This is a genomic window from Salinibacter sp. 10B (genome assembly GCF_002954405.1).
In the GTDB taxonomy this organism is placed as follows: Bacteria; Bacteroidota; Rhodothermia; order Rhodothermales; family Salinibacteraceae; genus Salinibacter.
This window is the reverse complement of the sequence record NZ_MQWC01000004.1, coordinates 501481-520589: the sequence shown is the minus strand read 5'-3', so window position 1 is coordinate 520589 and position 19109 is coordinate 501481. Positions and strand designations below refer to the sequence as shown.

Genomic DNA, 19109 nt, shown 5'->3' with positions numbered 1-19109 from the left:
TCATGTCCGAACCTCAAGCTCCATACTTTCGTGACGAGCCCGGTCGGGAGGATACTGAATACAATGAGGCCGGTCACCGCTGGGACTGGTATGTGGAACGATTCCGAGATGTCCTGTCGGAGGGCTTTCCCAATCCTTCCGTGAGTGAGGACGAAATCAGGGCCTGGTTCGATAACGGCGTCCATCCGGAAGTAGCGGCTGGTCGTCACAGGAACGGCCGCTCTCCAGGGAAGCGTGATGACGCGGTCGATAACAAGTAATCGTCAACCCATCATGCGGGCGCGCACGCCCCTGTCGCTACCAGCCAGTACGCTACCAAGAACGGCTGAAGTACCGGCCGGGCGCCGCTTGCAGTTGTCAGGTCTTCGGAGTGAGCTTTCAGAAGGCGTGTTCAGTGATCAATGGTCGAGAGCTTCTACGGCAACGAGGTTTGTTGACGCAAGCGACAATTCGGATGGTTCGTATACTTCTGATCGAATGAAGGAGGTGTGTAGTTTCACGGTTTCTTGGTTGGATCCGAACTATCGGAGGAATCCGAAACGGCGTCTGTCCCCACCTTTTCCCATCGGCCGTTATCGGTGAGTCGCTGGATGAGCCCCTGGCGCTCGGCCCGCTCCAGGTCCTTTCGCAACGTCTTATCCGTGACCTGAATCCCGTTCTCTCCGGCGGCGGTGTAGGCCTCGCCGCTTGAGAATCGGTCGTCCACGCCCTCCAGCATCACCGCTATTCGGCGGCCAGAGGCATCGGGTGGTACCTCGCCGTCCAGGTGGTCCTCTGCAAAAGCGGCCGCGTGCGACGCGTACCGCGCTGCAAGGTCTATGGCCGTATTCACATCATTCGACTCTGCCTCCAACTCGTCGGCTCGCTGCAGTGGCACGCCATTGTCGTGAGCCCGAAGGACAGTGAGCACCATCGCGATACGAAAAGCGATCAGACCCGCACGCTTGTATACATCGGCCAGGTGACTCCGTCCTTCAGAAACAGCCTTGTGTAAGAGCTCCCGGAAGGCCTTCCCGTGTAGCTTCCACTGCGCGGTTGAAAGTCGGAATTGAAGCGGCTCTGTGCGATTATTCAGAACTCTATGTATGTCCGATACGGCCTCGGCGTAAACCTCCTCGAATCGGTCACGAGCGTCAAGGGCACTCTTCGACGGCCGTTGAGACTTCCACATTGGCACGTCTTCGAAGTAGTACACCGCGAAGCGGCTGTAGAGGCCGTTCTCGGTCGTGCCCATGAGCTCAGCGTACTGCCCAGGCGTGCCTGATAACACCACCGAAAGTTGAGGGCTCTCCAGTTCTACACTCCCCTCGTTCTTCCGCCGGTACGAAACCGGTTCGTGGTGATAGGCCTTCCGCAGGGTATCGTCAAACTTTCCCCACTCCTGTCCCAGTGCATTCGTGAGCGTGTCAATTTCGGTCTCTACCACCAGTGCTCGCTCATCTCGGTCCTTCAGTCCTCGGTGGAACGTCGCAGCACTGGAGTTGGCTGGAAGAAGCAGACTCCTTTTCGGAGGTTTCGGCTCACTGAAGGGGTCGCTTCCATCATCTCCTTCGGAGGCAGACTCATGCTCCTCCTTCCGCTCCTTCCATTTCTCCCGTGCCTTCTCGCTCTGCGCTCTGATCCGCTCGTCCGTTTTCGCCCCCAGACGCCTCGACCACTTGACAGCCCCTTTTCCTCCGGCGGCGCCCGCTACGATCGACGCGAATAAGTCTGGAGAGAGGGGCTCTGGAATGTGTCCGTAGTTACCGCGGACGTTAGGCATGCAGGCGGCCAGTACCGGGAGCGCCGCCGTCAGGAAAACGTCGCGTTCGCGACGCTGCTCGAACGTTGCTCCCGCTTTGGGAAGGAACGCAGGCAGGTCATCGAAAACGTCAGGAAGGGGCGCAGTATCTGCGGGACGCTGCTCGTCGGCCGTTCCTGCTGGTTCTTCAGCAAGCTGTGATTGCAGCTCCTCGGCGCGAGCTTTCCAGTCCGCACATTCGGATCTGGCTCGTTCGAGCTCGTCCCTAAGTTTCCGAATCTCCTCGGAGGCGTTCGCGAGAAACTCGTGATCAGATGGATTCCCGTTCTGAGAGGGTGATGGACTATTCATTCTCACCACCCCCGGCGGCACGATGACCGACCTCTTCCAGAGCAAAAATGAGGTTGCGAAGCACGAGGTATGGGTTCTCCTCAAGCGCGGTCGCAAACATCCGGGCAGCCTTTTGGGCAGGAATCGTCGTTTCGCCCGGCTGACCCGCCGGTTGCTCGCGTGCGAGATCGCGGACGACATCAAGTAGGCGTTCGACCTGGGCTGGTCGCAGGCTGTAGCGCTGGGAGTCGGTAATCAGATTATCCACGACGGCCGTCCTCCCGGCGCGCCTGCTGCCGAATGTATGCCTCAAGGGTGTCGGGGTGGTAGAGGACACGGCCACGCACCCGAACCGGCTGAATTTCGCCGGCGTCGGCCAGGTCGTGGAGGGTGCGTGTCGAGATCCGGAGTCTCTCAGCGGCCTCCTCTCGCGTGAGAAGAGAATCTGCACCCTCTGGAGCTTCTTTGCGTCGAAGGGCCGTAATCTCCTCGCGAAGGGCTTCTACCTCTCTTCTCAATCCAGCTACAAGCTCACGGAGCTGAGTGCGAAGGTCCTGTTCCGGCGGATCGCTATTGCTTTCGTTTCCTGTAGTTGATACCATGGAGAGTAGTTAGACCTGTGCCGCTCTCGGCACTTTGCGCCCGTCTCGTGTATCCAGCACGAGGCGGGCTTTTTCTTTGGCCATACACGAACGGGGACACCCAGTCCCGGGACGGACGAAGGGTGCCCCCGTGTGCGCAGACCGCCGGGAGCGGCGGTTCGAATGTTATGCGATCAGTGTCCGTCCCGTACTCTCCAAGTATCCAAGCAAACCCTCGCACTAACAACGGAACACTATTCCGTTTCTTGGTCAATGCCATTCCGTTTGTGGTACTGCCGATAGGAGCGGGCCATCGAATCGGCGGAAGAGTAGCTGCATTCCACATCCAGGTCGTCACACAGGTCCCGGTAGTGTTGGTAGCAGTCCTCCCATGTCCAGCCTTCACTGTTGCGCTTGGGATTCAGATATTCGCCAATCCATTCGAGTCGAGCACTGTCATCCGAAAGTTTCCGACGGAGCTCAGCGTCTTCGGTGTCTTCGTCACTCGTTTCCCAAGGCATGGATTTCCCCATAGCCCGTCGCTCCAGTAGATTTTCGTATACCCCGAGACGTGCTTGGTAGTAAGCGAGGCGGTTGTCCTTCTTCTTCCAAACCTCTTTCCACTGGTCGATTTTCTCCCGAACTGCTCGTTCCGCATCCTTCCAGGTTGCATCTTCCGCGAGCTCTACTCCGAGATCAAGATAGGCCTGTTGATCAGTAGGGAGGTTGTGCATTTTCAATTCGGGTAAGGACAACTCCAAGATTATTCTCGATGCCGTACCAGTAGGTCGTAGAACGAAGGGGCCCCAATATTCTCCATCTTCGATTGTGACCGTAGCTGCACTTGGTCCTGATGGCACATCCTCGGCAACTAAATCGGTTTCGTCATAACGGCCGAGGCTTGTTCTCATGAGGTGATAAACGGTCGATGTAGTACTCACTTGGTTGCGTTCAGCTAACTTGGACTGGACGTGCTCCTCGATCAGGTCACGTTCTTCTCTTAACCCCCTGATGCCGTCGTCTTCGAAGATCTGTTCGGCTTCAGCCTCCACCTCTTTCACAAACTCCATAGTGTCGCGACGCCACTGCTCCGGCGACCGAGACGGGTCTGAGAAGTAGCGACTGCCCATGATGGTCGGTACCGGTCCGTCGCCCCGTTTACCAAGCCACTCATTCCACTCATCGAAGTCGTTCATAACCTCCCGGCGATCAGTTCAGGTCTGTGCACAATTAATACACATCTCTTCGAAACACGCTGTTCCGTAGAGTGTGCACTCAAGTGCTCTTCTCTAAATCACTTTACTGGTATGCCGAGCATAAATACCGACGATCTCATTACAATCAGCGCCGCCGCTGAGCAGAAAGGATGCTCTCGGACCACCCTATATCGTGCGATCTCTGACGGAAGGCTTAATGCCGTGGAGGTTGGAGGTCGCCGGATGCTTCTGCAAGACAAGTCATACCGAACGTTTGAACCCGAATGGAAGGGAGGTCGGGTGCAGAAGCTTCAGGAAGAATCGGAGCGAGGCGACGCTGAAGAAGGGTAGTACTTCACATTACTTCACATATTTTCAGCACACACTCCTATGGGATCAGCTTCACTTCGCAAGAAACGCGACAAGTACTACGCCCGATTCTACGACAAGAAACAGCGCCCTAAGCGAAAAGAACTGGCCCTCTACACTACGCGGAAAAGCGTTGCGAAAAAGAAGCTCCGCCGAATGGAAGAGGGATGGGCCGACGGTACATTCGATCCTTGGGCCGGCGGTTGGCTCGTAGATAATGAGACGGTGTCGGATGCCGTTGACCTCTTCCTCGATATCAAGGAAAAGGAGGGTCTCCAGCAGAGCTCGATCGATTCTTACCGCTACAAACTGGGAGCCCTTGTCGATGAACTCCCACCGGGATTGATGGTCCGCCATGTCACCTCGGGTCACCTACGCCCGTACATCCACAGTGCTGAAGTATCCAACGCCACGCAGCGAAGCCGCTATCGGCACGTGCGAGCCTTCTTCTCGTGGGCCGTCGAGCGAGGCCTTGCAGACGACAGTCCCATTCAGGATCTGAAGCAGCCTCGGAAGGAGGAGACGAAGCAAGCATTTCTCGATCCAGAGGACATCAAAACGCTTCTTCGTGCGATAGATGCCCATCGGGAAATGCTGGAGGGAGAGCCCGGCCCAACGCCCCACGACACGTGGCTGAAAAACATGATCCGCGTTGCAGTAGGCACTGGTCTGCGTCGTGGAGAGCTGCTGAATCTTCGGTGGGCTGATATTGATCTCGAAGAAGGTCAGCTTATCGTTCGGCACCGGGAAGACTTCACCGCGAAGAATGGGCGGGAACGGGTCGTGCCTCTCAGAGGGGATGCACTCAATGTTCTCCAATCGGTGTATGACGAGCGGCAGCCGATTCCGGGTGATCCGGTGTTTCTGGATGCGAACGACGATCCGCCGAAGCCTGATCGGGTAAGCAAGCGGTTCAAGTTCTACGTACGAAAGGCGAAACTCGAAGACCGGGAGGAGTTGTCGTTCCACTCATGCCGGCACACGACTGGCTCGTGGCTCTCGATGCAAGGCGTGCCGCTCCGCGTGATTTCGGAGATCCTCGGTCATTCAAGCACGCAGGTCACTGAGAAGTACAGTCACCTACAGCCCGAGGTAATGGAGCGGGCGATGGATGAGACATTCGGCGATGTCGCTTAATTATGCAACTGCCACAAATTAAACTTTGGAAACGCACCAAAGCCGATCGATGACATACGCTATTTTAGATACCAACTTTTTCCTCCACTTCAAGCAAATAGAAGACGTAGATTGGAGGGAGATGCTCGATGCCGATAGCGTAAAGCTTGTTATTCCTCGACGAATGATAGAGGAGTTGGACGAAAAGAAAGATGAAGGATCTTCGGAAAAGCTCCGAGACCGAGCGAGAAAAGCCCAAGGAAATATCGAGCAGTACCTATTCGAAAACGATACAAACGAGATTCAAAGTTCGGTGCTGCTCGATCACTATCGAAAATTACCTGAGAAATATTTTAACTCTAAAGACCTTGACCGAGACACCCCAGACGACCATCTCGTTGCTACAGCTTTACATATTAAGGAAAATACCAATGACAGCGAAAGCCGTGTGCTGATAGTGACGAACGATATAGGGCCGCGGCTATCCGCTGAACCTCGGAATGTGAACACAGAAAAACCTCCAGAACATCTTCGACTACCAAATCCCAAAAGCGAACTTGAAAAGGAGATAGCCCGGCTTCGACATGAAAAGCAGCGATTGGAAGGCACAATGCCCGACCTCGGGCTTCGATTCGATAACGGAAAAGATCACCTTGAAGTGGGGCTGGACCGAGATAGGGTTATTTCATCCGAAGAGATAAAGTCTGAAATGTCGAACGTAAAACAACAATTCCCCCCTAAAGAATATCCAGAAGACTGCGCCTCTATGGATGACCTGAAGTCATCCATTAACTCAAGTATAAAAAAGAAAATAGGGGAGGAGGTAGAAAATGAAAAAGTCAGGTCTACTATACCGAAGGAAGAGTACGAAAGATATAATAGTGATTTAGAAAATTTCTATGAAGATTATGCGTCTTACTTAGAAGACAAAAGGGAAAACTCAATTATAGAAAATATGATAATCGATATAAATCTAAAGATGGTAAACGACGGTACAACACCGGGTGAAGACATTGATATCGTGCTTCGGTTCCCGGAGGCTGTTCATCTCTTTAATGAAGACCCAGTGTCCGATTTGGAAGAGCCGTCAAGGCCAGAGCCACCCACCCCTCCAAAGACATTCGGTGATCTCGTCGGCGACAGGGGATTGGGGGGCACTGCTTCGCAAGCTGCCTTGATCTCACCGAAACCAATTCAGGGGGCCGAGTTACTTCAGCCGCAGCTGCGGACTGGATCAAGTCCAATAGTCGAAAATCGAAACGAAGATATTTCCATAGCTAAATACCACGTGACCAAGCTCAAGCATAATCAGGGAAGATCACTTTCCTCTATCTATGCGATTTTTTCGCCCCCTGGCGCAACTAAAAACTTCGAAATCAACTACGAAATGACCGCGGCGAACGTCCCCAATCCAATAACTGGTAGCTTGCACGTGGTCATTGAGGAAGGAAGCGACTGAGGTCACTTCTCATTCGTCCCCATCTCGTCCCCACAGCGTCCCCATAAATCTTCCATCTCCTTCTATTTCTTTCGAGAACGACCGAAAAGGGACAAATAGAAAAAGCCCCTCAGATCGCCGTCTGCAGGCGCTGAGGGGCGTTTTTGCTGGTGCCCGAGAGAGGACTCGAACCTCCACGGCCATAACGGCCACGTGACCCTGAATCACGCGCGTCTACCAATTCCGCCACTCGGGCATCTCAGTAAGTGCACTTCGGTCTACGTGCGAAGCCGGTCCGTGTGTTCCTTGAAATTGACGCACAGGTCGTGTTCGCATGCTGTCCTTCACGTTTCTTATGTTTGATTGCACACTCGCTCTTCCACACCCTCCGTTCGCCCATGCGCACTGCTCGACGCCTACTCGTTGGTCTCTTCGTTCTGCTTGGCGTGCTGGGGCCGCACGCTGCTTCTGCGCAGTACGCCCAGGATTCGCTGAACTTTGATCTTGAACACGTCTTTGATCTCGAGTACGCCACCGACCCGCAACTTTCGTCCGACGGGAATCACGTGGTTTATGCTCGAACCTTCATGGACAAGAGGGCCGACCGCCGGTCGACGCGCCTCTGGATGGTGGGGACGGATGGGACAGGCCATCGTCCGATCACGGATCCGGACACGAGGGCGTCCCAGCCCCGGTGGTCGCCCAGTGGGGACCGGGTGGCGTACGTGGCCGCCACAGAGGATGGCGCCGAAATCTATGTGCGCTGGATGGATTCAGGGCAGACGGCCCGTCTCACTCAGTTGGAGCAGTCTCCTGGGGGGCTCTCGTGGGGGCCCGATGGGGAGCGCCTGGCGTTTACGATGTTTGTTGAGGCCCAGGACAAGCCGTTTGCGAAAATGCCGAGTCCACCAGAGGGAGCTGACTGGGCGGAGCGGCCCGACGTTGTCACGCAGACGTACTATCGATCGGATGGGGGCGGATACACGGAAAAGGGATACACACAGGTCTTTACACTCCCGGCGTCCGGGGGCACGCCCCGACAGATCACGAGTGCGCCGTATGACCACGGGGGCACCCCCAAGTGGACGCCGGATGGCGAGACGCTTCTTCTTAGCGCGAATCGACACGAGGACTGGCGTCTCGATCCGCTCAACACTGAGGTCTACGCGATCGATGTTGAAAGCGGGTCGGTGACGCCGCTGACCAGCCGTCAGGGGCCGGACGGCGATGTCGCGGTCTCGCCCGATGGGGAGCAGGTCGCCTACACGGGCTTTGACGACCGGGAGCAGGGCTATCAAGTGACGAAGCTCTATGTAATGGACCGAGACGGCAGCGATTCCCGTCTCCTCACGGAGGGCTTCGGCCGGGATGTGCAGAATCCGACCTTTACGGCGGACGGCAACAGCATTGTTTTTCAGTACGATGACGAGGGCTCGACGAAGATTGGTCGGGTAACGATGGACGGGGAGCGAAGTGTCGTGGCCACCAATGTTGGGGGCACCTCGATCGGGCGTCCCTACACGAGCGGGTCCTTTAGTATGGCCTCGAATGGCCGCGTTGCTTACACGCATGCGACGCCTCAACGACCGGCGGATGTAGCGGTGGCTCAGCCGGGGCAAGAGCCCCGCGTGCTCACCTCCCTCAACGACGACCTCTTTGGGCAGATCAAAACTGGACGTGTGGAGGAGTTTACCTACGAGTCCTCGTACGACGGAAAAACGATCGAGGGGTGGATCGTGAAACCGCCCAACTTTGATGCGTCAAAGGACTACCCCCTCATCCTTGAGATCCATGGGGGGCCGTTTGCGGCTTACGGGCCGTACTTCTCGGCGGAGGTGCAACTCTACGCCGCAGCAGGGTACGTCGTCCTCTACACGAATCCACGCGGCTCCACTAGCTACGGGCAGTCGTTCGGGAATGCGATTCATCATGACTACCCGGGACACGACTACGATGATCTGATGTCCGGTGTGGATGCGGTTTTAGAGCGCGGGTACGTGGATGCGGATCGACTCTTTGTGACGGGGGGGAGCGGAGGCGGGGTGCTCACGTCCTGGATTGTCGGTCACACGGATCGGTTCCGCGCAGCTGTGGCGGCGAAGCCGGTCATCAACTGGTACAGTTGGGTGCTTACGGCCGACATGTATCCGTACGGGGCCAAGTATTGGTTTCCCGGGATGCCGTGGAATCACCGCGATCATTACATGGACCGTTCGCCGCTGACGTATGTTGATGAGGTGTCCACGCCCACCATGCTGATGACGGGAACGGAGGATTATCGCACGCCGATGTCGGAGGCGGAGCAATTCTACCAGGCGTTAAAGCTACGAGAGGTAAAGACAGCCCTTGTGCGGGTGCCGGGGGCGTCGCATGGCATCGCGGCACGTCCCAGTCACCTCGCGGCGAAGGCGGCTCACGTACTGGAGTGGTTCCAGCGGCACGGGGGCACGTCACCGAATGAGGAGTGATCTCCGGACAGGAAGCCCCGGGTCGGATCTGCAGAATTCGGTCGGCGTACAGGCCCGGGGTCTTCATCTTGTTGCATCTACCAAGTCTTGTTCGAATGCGTGTCCGCGTCTGGTTTCTTGTTCTGCTTTTGGGAAGTGTCGGATCATTCGGGGCGACGGCTCAGCCTGCTGCTACGTCCGACACCACCCTGGAACAGCGGCGGCCCCTTCCGTATCCCATCACGCCCGATCGCGGTTTCCAACAGGCCCTCGAAGAGGGAACGCGCACTCGGTCTGGAAAGCCGGGACCAAACTACTGGACCAACACTGCTACCTATGATCTGTCCGCTCGGGTAAATCCCACCGCGAACGTGTTGCGCGGCCGAGGGACGATTCGCTACCGCAACAACTCTCCGGACACCCTGCGGCAGTTGGTCGTGCATCTCCGGCAGAACATCCACAAAAAAGGAACCTTTCGGAACCGTCCGGCCGAGATCACAGGGGGCATGACGCTCGACCGGCTGGGGCTCGGTGGGGCCGACTCCTTGCGTCGCGTGCAGTCCCGACAACAGCTTCAGCGGCTCGGACAGGGCTACGTGGTGCAGGATACGCGACTCATTGTGTTTCCGCCCCAGCCCCTTGAGCCCAAGGATACAGCCACGGTGAACGTGCGCTGGCATTTCGACATTCCCGGGGCGGATAATTTTCGGATGGGGCAGGACGGAGAGGTGTACTACCTTGGCTACTGGTATCCGCAGATGGCCGTCTACGACGATGTGGAGGGCTGGAAGGCGGAGCCCTATCAGGGCGACGGGGAGTTTTATATGGGGTACGCCGACTATGAGGTGTCCATCACAGTCCCGGAGGGGTGGCTCGTGGGAGCGACGGGCACGCTCCAGAATCCAGAAGAGGTACTGACCGACTCGGTGCAGGCGCGTCTCGATCGGGCATCGACGACGGATGAGGTTATTGCCATTGTTGATAGCAGTGCCCGCGGCGTCGGGACGGCTACCGTAGCGGCCTCCGATGCCGACAGCACCCTCACCTGGCAGTTCTCCGCTGAGCAGGCGCGTGACGTCGCGTTTGGCACGTCCGACGACTTCGTCTGGGACGCCACCTCGGCAGCGACCGGAGAGGGGCGCAGCATGATTCACGCCTTCTACCGGCCCGAGAAGGAGACCTGGCGCCGATCGGCGGAGTTTGCTCAGTATTCGATCGAGCACCTCTCGGATATGATCATGCCCTATCCCTATCCGCAGATGACCACGGTCGAGGGGCCGATTGGGGGCGGCATGGAGTATCCGATGATCACGCTGATTGGAGACCCCTCCTCGTCGGAGGCGCTCTTCGGGGTCACCTATCATGAAATCAGTCACATGTGGTTTCCGATGGTGGTGGGAACCAACGAAAAGGCGTACGCCTGGCTTGATGAAGGGACGACGACCTTCAACGAAACGGAAGGGCGCGACGACTTCTATCCGGATCAGGATGCCTGGGCACGGTCAGAGCACTACTATTACCGTTTTGCAACCTCGGTCGACGTGCCGTCGATGCGCCACGCTGACCGCTATCCGGTGGAGGGGCCGGCCCGCTACGTGGCGTCGTACGACAAACCCGGGGTCATGCTACACGCCCTCCGCAGTGTGGTGGGAGACGAGACGTTTTTTGAGGCCTATCGCACGTTTGCCCAACGCTGGGCTTATAAGCACCCGACGCCGTACGATTTCTTTAATACCTTTGAGGATGTTGCCGGCCGGGAGTTGGACTGGTTCTGGCGCGGGGCCTTTTACGAGTCCTGGACGATGGATCATGCGGTACAGTCCGTGGAGCAGACGGACGAGGGCGTAGTTGTCACCGTGGCCGACCAGGGACAGTTGGTTATGCCCGTTTTTCTGGAGGCGGCGTACGCCGATGGCCGTACCGTTGAGCGCCGCGTCGGGGTTGATCCTTGGCTCGATGGGAAGCGCACCGTCGAAGTGCGGCTTGAGGAGGGCACTGTTACGCAGGTGACCCTCAATCCCGGGCACACGCTTCCGGATGTGGATCGGAGCAACGACGAGTGGACACGGCAGGAGGTAGACGCTTCGGTGAAACCGTGAAAAGCGAATCAACGCCTTGACACAGAGGGGGGATATCCTGTACCGTTTGTTGCGGACGGAAGGAGGCAGCCGTTCGGAACCTCCCGACGGGGCTTTGGGTTTTTCCGATTCCTGAGACGGGAGACGCACATTTGAGATTCCTCGGTAGCTCAACGGTAGAGCATGCGGCTGTTAACCGCAGGGCTGCTGGTTCGAATCCAGCCCGGGGAGCACGATGCCCGCCTGAATCCCTCAGGTGGGCTTTTTTTGTTTGATTCTTTCTTGCCCCTTTCTGCGCTCGTCCCGCTTCTGTTCATTTCGTGAACGGGACCGGCCAATCTCCCGGTGGGTCGATCATAGGGACCATCGGTGCATCCGGAGGAGCGCCGAAGTGTCGCGGATTATTCGAGACGAAGAGCGTATTACGGCGCAAGAGAAACGCAATCTCTGGGCGAACTGGCCCGAGAGAAGGGAGGGCACTGGCGAAAGGATCGAAGAGGAGATCCTTCTGCATTTCCTCGGTAGTAGTCTCAAGTCGGAAAGACAATAATTTCGGAGGCTCCGCGAAATCCGAGTGTGGAACCGGTCCCCGTTGAAATGGCAGCGTGCTCCCAGTACTTTAGGGATGCACGACAAGCAATGTCCGCGTTGGACTCCGCCCACACATCTCCTCCCCTGTCTGCTTTTATGGCCGATCCCGAAACGTCCCCCAACTCTACACCCACCAGCGATCCGTCGTACGATCTCATCTCGTCGGGGCGCCAGCCGCTTGATGCCATCTTTACGCCCGATAATGTGGCGGTGATCGGCGCCAGCGAATCGCCCGGCAGTGTGGGGCGCACGCTGCTCTGGAATCTTGTGAGCAATCCCTTCGGCGGTACGATCTTTCCGGTAAACCCGAAGCGCAACAGCGTTCTCGGCATTGAGGCGTACAGCAGCATCCAGGACGTGGAGGCGGATGTGGATCTGGCGGTGATCGCGACGCCGGCTCCCACGGTGCCGACCATCGTGGAAGAGTGCGGAGAGGCTGGCGTGCAGGGTCTCGTCATCGTGTCGGCAGGTTTTCGAGAGGTTGGGGAAGAAGGCGCCGAGCTCGAACGCGAAATTAAAGAGATTGCGCGTGAGTACAACATCCGCATCGTGGGGCCGAACTGCCTCGGCGTGATGCGTCCCCCGGACGGGCTCAACGCGACCTTCGCAGGATCGATGGCCCAGGAGGGCAATGTGGCCTTCGTCAGCCAGAGTGGGGCGCTTCTTACGTCCATTCTCGATTGGAGCTTCCGCGAGAACGTCGGCTTCAGTTCGTTCGTCTCCATCGGGTCGATGCTAGACGTGGACTGGGGCGACATGATTACCTATCTGGGCGACGACCCGAAGACCGACAGCATCGTCCTTTACATGGAGTCGATTGGGAACGCACGCTCGTTCCTGTCAGCGGCCCGGGACGTGGCGCAGAGCAAGCCCATCATCGTGATCAAGGCCGGGCGCACGCAGGCGGCGGCAGAAGCGGCGGCTTCTCACACCGGCACCCTTACCGGCAGCGACGCGGTTCTGAATGCGGCCTTTCGCCGGTCCGGGGTGCTCCGGGTCGACGACATCAATGATCTCTTTTACATGGCTGAGGTGCTGGGCAAACAGCCGCGGCCGGAAGGACCGAACCTCACCATTCTCACGAATGCGGGGGGACCGGGTGTTCTTGCGACCGATGCCCTCATTGACGGGGGAGGAGAACTCACTCCATTGTCTGAAGAGGCGCTGGAGGACTTCGACGAGATTCTGCCTCCGGCCTGGAGCCACAGCAATCCCGTCGACATTCTCGGAGACGCCGATCCGGAGCGCTATGCCAAGTCGCTGGAAGTGGCGGCAAACGACGAAAACAGCGACGGCCTGCTCGTTGTCCTTACGCCGCAGGCCATGACCGAGCCGACCAAAACGGCCGAGCATCTCCGACCCTATGCTCGTGACAACCGGAAGCCGGTTCTTGCCAGCTGGATGGGGGGCGACTCGGTGGCACCGGGCGAAAACATTCTCAATGAGGCTGGGCTTCCGACGTTTGCCTACCCGGACACGGCGGCGCGCGTCTTCAACAACATGTGGCGGTACAGCTACAATCTGAAGGCCCTGTACGAGACGCCCAGCCTGCCGGAAGACGAAGAGGGCATTCCGGATCGAGATGCTGCCGCTGCTATCGTGGAGGAGACCCATCAGTCGGGCCGTGTGCTGATGACGGAGTACGGGTCAAAGCAGCTGCTGTCAGCGTACGGAATCCCCACGGTGGAGACGAAGATTGCTGAAACGCCCCATGAGGCCGTGGCGGCGGCCCAAGAGATTGGCTATCCGGTGGCCGTGAAGCTTCACTCCACGTCAATCACGCACAAGTCGGATGTCGGTGGAGTGCATCTTGAACTCACGAGCGACGAAGACGTCAAGACGGCATTTGAGCGCATCGACGACAACATCGTGGGGGAGGGCTTCGATGGAGTGACGGTCCAGCCGATGATTGATCGGAGTGACGGGTATGAACTCATCATCGGGAGCAGCATGGATCAGCAATTTGGCCCGGTCCTGCTCTTTGGATCCGGCGGCCAGTTGGTTGAGGTGTATAAGGACCGGGCCCTTGGCCTGCCCCCCTTGAACACGACACTGGCCCGTCGCATGATGGAGCAAACCAAGATCTACGAGGCTCTGAAGGGAGTCCGAGGCCGCGACCCGGTCGATATGGACGCCCTGGAAACGCTCCTCGTGCGCTTTAGTCAGCTGGTGGTGGAGCAGCCGCGTGTGAAGGAGATCGATGTGAATCCGCTTCTGGCCCGGCCCGGTGAGGACGGCCTCCTGGCACTTGACGCGCGAGTGGTGCTACACCCCTACACGACCGATGAGGAGGAGCTTCCGACTCCTGCCATTCGGCCCTATCCGCGCCAGTATATCGGCACCCAGGTCATGCGCAATGGGGAGGAGGTCACCATTCGTCCCATCCGCCCGGAGGATGAGCCCAAGCTGGTGACGTTCCACGAGCGACTTTCGGAGCGAAGTGTGTATCTACGGTACGCCAGCCTCATGAAGTTGGAGCAGCGGGTGGCCCACGATCGCCTGGCGCGCATTTGCTTTATCGACTACGACCGAGAGATGGCCCTGGTAGCCGAACGTACGGACGCGGATGGGGAGGAGCAGATCATTGGGGTGGGCCGCCTCACGCAACAGCCCGGTCGCAATGAGGCAGAGTTTGGCATGCTGGTGATCGACGAGTTCCAGGAAGAAGGCATCGGAACTGAACTCCTGCGTCGTCTCGTGCAGGTGGGAGAAGATGAGGGGCTCGACCGTATCACTGCCGATATTCTGGAGCAGAATCGGGCCATGCAGCGCGTGTGTGAAAAACTCGACTTCGAACTCGTTCATAGCTCCGACCCGGACGAGGACATGGTGAAGGCGGTCAGAACGCTTCGAGACTGATCTCGCCACTGAGTGCCTTCAACTCGATCATCGGGGAATATCCTCTGTGATAGCACGGAGATCGGTTTCAGCCTTGCAGTTGTGGAGGCAGGACCGTCCCCGACGATCTCATAGACGTTCATAAAGGCCCAACTGCCGTATCGTACTCCAAGGATCCTCCATTTTGCTTCGGGCCCGTATGCCATCTCGAGGGCCTAGTGGTGCGTCATGTTTTCCATGTCGGGTAGAACACTGACTTGTGGACAGTACTCAGGCTGCTGAATGCCGGATGCAACACTGCGTGTTCAAATGAGCACCCGACGCCCTCCGCTTGACTGACTACTAGCGGACGAAGGCACTGTTTGTGTGGACGAGCTTCTCTGGGAAGGGTCGCCATAGCCCGTACACGCTGTGCTCACTTCCCTCGCTGTCGCTGATTGGCCGTTCGGAATGGGACGTCGAGGGGAGAGAGGCTTGTTTTGGGAATGACCACTCGACACGGAGACGGGTCCTCTGAACATTCAGGCGCTGGATCCGGTCTCGAATTCGTTGAACTACACGACGGTGGGTCGAACACGCACCTCGAGCAGGGCAGAGCAGATCTGAATTGAGCGGCGAGCGGATCGGGCCGAGCGCGTGGGCCTTCCGTCATCGGCTTTCGGGTACGTGCGCCGAGCGGTCGTTTCACGCGATTGCCGTGTGGAGAGGCGGTTCCGGCAGGAGGAAGGTACCGGCCGGGAGCATGCATCTACCAGCGTAGGTTCGGACTGCGCCCGTGCAGATGCGCTATGGTCGTAAGGATACGCGTAGTGGGGTTTTGTCTCAATTATATTGTGAAGTTGGAGTGAATATGGGTTAGTGCAACATATGTCAAAGGATTTGAAACGTGAGTGTAAGCACGTTTCCAAAATGGTGGTTATTCCCAACAATGTCGTTCCGAGCATTTCAGCACGCGGGCGGCAAGGAATTGACATGAGCGGAAGGGAGGAGAAAGCGTTGTTCACTGTTCGGAGTGTTGAACTGAGAGGGCACGACCCGCTGTTTTGATTCACCACCATTGTACCACATCCCGTTATGCGAGAACTCATCGACGCGCCCGATCTCCACGCCTTCGCCGGTGCCGAGGGCTCAACCTTCACCGTTCGTACGGCTGATGACGCTACGCTCGTCCTCGACGAAGTAGATCGCTCCTGCAACACCACGAGGGATTGGGAGAACTTTACGCTTCTTTTTCGCGGTCCCGCGGAGGAGCAGTTTGAGGCCGGCATTCACCGCTTTTCTCATCCGCGCCTCGACGACTTTGACACGGACGTGCGCCCGGTGTGCGTCGTTGATCCGGACTCCGACGCGATGCACTACCAGGCCACCTTTGCGCGCCATGTCCCCAATCGGGAGCCGGATCGCTCATTTCGGGGAGAGAAATCGTCACGACGGGGGTTTTTTGGGAAGGTGGCGGCAGCCCTTGGTGGGGCCGGGCTCCTTGGAGGCGTGTTCGGGTCAGTCGATGCAAGGGCAGGGACGAGTGCGACCGGAGGAATGGCAAGTCAAGACAAGAGCATGATTGGCACCATTGCTATGTTCGGAGGGAATTTTGCCCCGCAGAACTGGGCCTTCTGTAATGGACAATTACTTCCCATCAGTTCGAATACGGCTCTTTTCTCCATTCTTGGCACTACATACGGCGGCGACGGACGGAGCACCTTTGCTTTACCGGACCTGCGAGGACGTGTCCCGATGGGAACTGGGCAGGGATCGGGACTTACTCCTCGGACTCTTGGAGAGAATGGGGGAGCAGAGCAGGTGACGCTGGGAGCGCAAGAGATGCCGAGTCATACGCATGGTCCCTCTCTTCCGGTGAGTTCAAACGAGGCCGATGCCACGACACCGGAGGGCAATGCTCTCGGAGCGCAGCCCGATGCACGCGGAACAGTGCCGGTCTACAGTACGGGCTCAACCGACGGGTCGATGTCGGTGAATAGCAGCAACGCGGGGGGCGGGCAGGCCCATGGTAACGTGCAGCCATACTTGGCGGTCAATTTCATTATCGCTACGATCGGCATCTACCCGAGTCGGAGTTAAATATGGATAGGGCCTTCGAATCCAGTCTCCCGCGTTTCTCAGATCCGTGATCCTATGCTGTTGACCCCTTTGTCTGCCCGTTCTGTTCGATTTGTCAGCTTTCAGAGGCGCGCTCTGTTGTTTATCGGTTTGCTTGTTGTCGGATTTCTCGCTTTCCCCCGTCTCGCACAGGCGCAGTATGCCGAGCAAACGGGGAGTGACAATCCCTTCGACGGCCTTTCTGCTACGTCGACCCCGGCTGCCGTCGATGCCCTTGCGGGCGACTTCGACACCGACGGGGACGTGGACCTCCTCGCCTACGACGGCTCTTCGGAAATCTTCTTTGCGAACGACGGCAGCGGGACGTTCTCGGCGACGACCGGCCCAGAGAATCCGTTCAATGGAATTGGCCAGATCTTCGGTACGCGAGGGCGCACCTTTCTTCGAGACGTAGATTCGGACGGAGACCTCGACGTGGTGCCCTTCGATTATACCGAGAGCGGGACCGGCACACTTGCCTTTGTCGAAAATACCGACGGTTCGACTTACGCGCGGCGGACTGGCACCGACAATCCGTTCGACGGCATTACCGTCAGCGGCAACCAGTCCACTGTGGACGCCATCATGGGCGACTTTGACCATGATGGAGACCCGGATCTCCTCGTCTACGACGGCAGCAGTACTCATTACTATCAGAACGACACTTCGGGCTCCGAAGCGTCTTTTTCTGAGACGACGGGTGCTGCGAATCCGTTCGATGGAATCTCGCAGCCATTTTGGACCAACACCACGACCCTCGTACGCGACTTTGACGGCGACGATGTCGTGGAACTTGCTTCGCGCGATGGGACTGGCGATGCCACAAACTGGACCTATCTGGATGATACCGACACTGGGTACGCAGTGCAGTCAGATGCCTCGCATCCGTTGAGCGACGTGGCGGCCGACGCCACTGCAAAAAGCGTAGCCCTCGAAACAGGGGACTTCGATCTTGATGGTGCTCTCGATCTCATCACGTATCATGACGGCACGCAGCGGTACTACGACGGAGATGGAGCAGGGAGCTTTGTGGAGGAGACAGGGAGCTCCAGTCCGTTTGACGGTGGAGCCGCGGTTCCTGCTCTTCGGGTAGGGGCTAACACCTTTTCTCAGGATATGGATGGCGATGCAGATCCCGATCTTACCTTTAGCGACGTTGAGGCCGATGCAAATGGACTTCGCTTTGTTCAGCGGACGAATGCGACATTGGCCCTTACCGATGGATCGAGCAGTGGAGTCGACTTTACAGCGGAGGTTTCTCCCGGGACGTCCAACAATGCAATTGGGGTGCTGAAACTGTCTGCCGGGCAGACAGGAGCCACGATCCACGAGATTACAGTGACAAATCAGGCCCCGGGCGTGGCCGGCATCAGTGCTGCTCGGCTCTTCTGGTCGAACGATCTCGACCTGAATGTGGGGACGGATACGGAACTGGACGCACAGACGACCGACGTCGACAGCGCGCCCGCCACCATCACGTTTACCGGGTTTCACCAATCGGTACCCCCGACGGCCCATGCATTGATCGTTGCAATTGACGTCGAGACAGGAGCCTCCGCCTCGGGGGTCCGGTTTGAATTGGCGCAGCCGGAGGACCTCTCCATTCTCGGGGCGCAGATCGGCTCGGTCAATGGGAACGATAAGACGAGCTTTTCCGGGCTTCCACTCTCAAATGGGTCGACGGACCTGCCGGTCGAGATGGCGTCTTTCGAGGGGACGACCATGAAGGCCGGTGTGCAACTACAATGGCAAACCGCTTCGGAAGCGGAGAATGTCGGATTTCGGGTGCAACGACGTGAGAGAACGGTAGAGGCTTGGACAGATCTCGGCTTCGTAGACGGAGGCGGGACGACCTCGAAGCCGCAACACTATCGATTTACGGATCGGGAGGTGCCGTACGCGACTGACTCAGTACGCTACCGGCTGGAGCAGGTGGATACCGACGGCACCACCTCGTATACGGCCTCCGTCGTCGTGGCCCGCGAGGGACCGAACCAGGTACGGTTGGTGGACACCTATCCAAACCCGGTACGGGAGCGGGCGATCATTCGCTACGCGGTCCCGCAAAAACGGGCGACGGCCGTGACCCTGCAGCTCTTCGATGTGATGGGGCGGCGAGTGCGCACGGTTGCGGGGGAGGCAGAGGGGGGACGGCATGAGGTGGTGATGGACGTCGACGGCCTCTCCAGCGGAGTCTACGTTCTACGACTACGGGCTGGACACGAGGTCAAGACCCGAAAGCTCACGGTAGTACGGTAGGAAACCGATCGCAAGATGTACCAGGTGC

At 58.0% G+C, this 19109-nt stretch carries 13 protein-coding genes and 2 tRNA genes; 10 read left to right on the top strand and 5 right to left on the bottom strand.

Translation table 11 applies throughout. From position 1 onward, the window contains the following. Positions 1-2 precede the first annotated feature (2 nt). Entirely contained in the window at positions 3-260 is a 258-nt protein-coding gene (locus tag BSZ35_RS02425; RefSeq protein WP_105010963.1) for a hypothetical protein, read from the top strand. Between the two features lie 236 nt (positions 261-496). Here BSZ35_RS02425 and BSZ35_RS02420 read toward each other — a convergent pair whose 3' ends face one another. The 4 genes from BSZ35_RS02420 to BSZ35_RS02410 form a co-directional block, all read right to left on the bottom strand. After that, the gene (locus tag BSZ35_RS02420) at positions 497-2092 is read right to left on the bottom strand and encodes a DUF3987 domain-containing protein (RefSeq protein WP_181149150.1); all 1596 of its coding nucleotides are present in this window, start codon (positions 2090-2092) and stop codon (positions 497-499) included. Beyond that, the gene (locus BSZ35_RS19425; protein WP_181149149.1) at positions 2085-2339 is read right to left on the bottom strand and encodes a hypothetical protein; all 255 of its coding nucleotides are present in this window, start codon (positions 2337-2339) and stop codon (positions 2085-2087) included. Before BSZ35_RS19425 ends, BSZ35_RS02420 begins: the two co-directional genes overlap by 8 nt. Beyond that, positions 2332-2673, bottom strand: coding sequence for a helix-turn-helix domain-containing protein (locus BSZ35_RS02415; protein WP_105010961.1), 342 nt, complete (start codon positions 2671-2673; stop codon positions 2332-2334). The genes BSZ35_RS19425 and BSZ35_RS02415 overlap by 8 nt, the downstream gene beginning before the upstream one ends. Before the next feature lie 233 nt (positions 2674-2906). After that, positions 2907-3848, bottom strand: coding sequence for a hypothetical protein (locus tag BSZ35_RS02410; protein ID WP_105010960.1), 942 nt, complete (start codon positions 3846-3848; stop codon positions 2907-2909). 111 nt (positions 3849-3959) lie between these two features. Here BSZ35_RS02410 and BSZ35_RS02405 point away from each other — a divergent pair, with 111 nt between their 5' ends. The 3 genes from BSZ35_RS02405 to BSZ35_RS02395 are packed head-to-tail and all read left to right on the top strand — an operon-like array spanning position 3960 to position 6792. Next, positions 3960-4199, top strand: coding sequence for an excisionase family DNA-binding protein (locus tag BSZ35_RS02405; RefSeq protein WP_105010959.1), 240 nt, complete (start codon positions 3960-3962; stop codon positions 4197-4199). A 39-nt stretch (positions 4200-4238) separates the two neighbouring features. Continuing rightward, complete coding sequence (locus BSZ35_RS02400; RefSeq protein WP_105010958.1) at positions 4239-5354, top strand: site-specific integrase; 1116 nt, start codon at positions 4239-4241, stop codon at positions 5352-5354. 49 nt (positions 5355-5403) lie between these two features. Further along, positions 5404-6792: a PIN domain-containing protein gene (locus tag BSZ35_RS02395; RefSeq protein WP_105010957.1), complete on the top strand. Its 1389-nt coding sequence runs from the start codon at positions 5404-5406 to the stop codon at positions 6790-6792. A gap of 147 nt (positions 6793-6939) precedes the next feature. On the opposite strand, the gene BSZ35_RS02390 is transcribed toward BSZ35_RS02395, so the two are convergent. Continuing rightward, positions 6940-7027 (bottom strand) — tRNA-Leu (locus tag BSZ35_RS02390). Positions 7028-7169: 142 nt separating this feature from the next. Between BSZ35_RS02390 and BSZ35_RS02385 the strand changes: the two genes are divergently transcribed. From BSZ35_RS02385 to BSZ35_RS02360, 6 genes are all read left to right on the top strand, one after another. Next, on the top strand, positions 7170-9239 hold the full coding sequence (locus BSZ35_RS02385) for a S9 family peptidase (protein ID WP_105010956.1): 2070 nt from the start codon (positions 7170-7172) through the stop codon (positions 9237-9239). 95 nt (positions 9240-9334) lie between these two features. Next, the gene (locus BSZ35_RS02380; protein WP_105010955.1) at positions 9335-11317 is read left to right on the top strand and encodes a M1 family metallopeptidase; all 1983 of its coding nucleotides are present in this window, start codon (positions 9335-9337) and stop codon (positions 11315-11317) included. 138 nt (positions 11318-11455) lie between these two features. Next, positions 11456-11527: transfer RNA gene (locus tag BSZ35_RS02375), tRNA-Asn, on the top strand. A 456-nt stretch (positions 11528-11983) separates the two neighbouring features. Beyond that, positions 11984-14746, top strand: a complete 2763-nt coding sequence (locus BSZ35_RS02370; protein WP_105010954.1) for a bifunctional acetate--CoA ligase family protein/GNAT family N-acetyltransferase — start codon at positions 11984-11986, stop codon at positions 14744-14746. A gap of 1515 nt (positions 14747-16261) precedes the next feature. Next, positions 16262-16804, top strand: coding sequence for a tail fiber protein (locus BSZ35_RS20100; protein ID WP_105013687.1), 543 nt, complete (start codon positions 16262-16264; stop codon positions 16802-16804). Between the two features lie 129 nt (positions 16805-16933). Next, complete coding sequence (locus BSZ35_RS02360; RefSeq protein WP_181149148.1) at positions 16934-19081, top strand: T9SS type A sorting domain-containing protein; 2148 nt, start codon at positions 16934-16936, stop codon at positions 19079-19081. Positions 19082-19109 lie beyond the last annotated feature (28 nt).

Bases quoted from the DNA above. Each gene is read 5' to 3' on its own strand.
- BSZ35_RS02425 (WP_105010963.1), top strand. From the start codon at position 3: ATGTCCGAACCTCAAGCTCCATACTTTCGTGACGAGCCCGGTCGGGAG.
- BSZ35_RS02420 (WP_181149150.1), bottom strand. From the start codon at position 2,092: ATGAATAGTCCATCACCCTCTCAGAACGGGAATCCATCTGATCACGAG.
- BSZ35_RS02415 (WP_105010961.1), bottom strand. From the start codon at position 2,673: ATGGTATCAACTACAGGAAACGAAAGCAATAGCGATCCGCCGGAACAG.
- BSZ35_RS02410 (WP_105010960.1), bottom strand. From the start codon at position 3,848: ATGAACGACTTCGATGAGTGGAATGAGTGGCTTGGTAAACGGGGCGAC.
- BSZ35_RS02405 (WP_105010959.1), top strand. From the start codon at position 3,960: ATGCCGAGCATAAATACCGACGATCTCATTACAATCAGCGCCGCCGCT.
- BSZ35_RS02400 (WP_105010958.1), top strand. From the start codon at position 4,239: ATGGGATCAGCTTCACTTCGCAAGAAACGCGACAAGTACTACGCCCGA.
- BSZ35_RS02395 (WP_105010957.1), top strand. From the start codon at position 5,404: ATGACATACGCTATTTTAGATACCAACTTTTTCCTCCACTTCAAGCAA.
- BSZ35_RS02385 (WP_105010956.1), top strand. From the start codon at position 7,170: ATGCGCACTGCTCGACGCCTACTCGTTGGTCTCTTCGTTCTGCTTGGC.
- BSZ35_RS02380 (WP_105010955.1), top strand. From the start codon at position 9,335: ATGCGTGTCCGCGTCTGGTTTCTTGTTCTGCTTTTGGGAAGTGTCGGA.
- BSZ35_RS02370 (WP_105010954.1), top strand. From the start codon at position 11,984: ATGGCCGATCCCGAAACGTCCCCCAACTCTACACCCACCAGCGATCCG.
- BSZ35_RS20100 (WP_105013687.1), top strand. From the start codon at position 16,262: ATGGCAAGTCAAGACAAGAGCATGATTGGCACCATTGCTATGTTCGGA.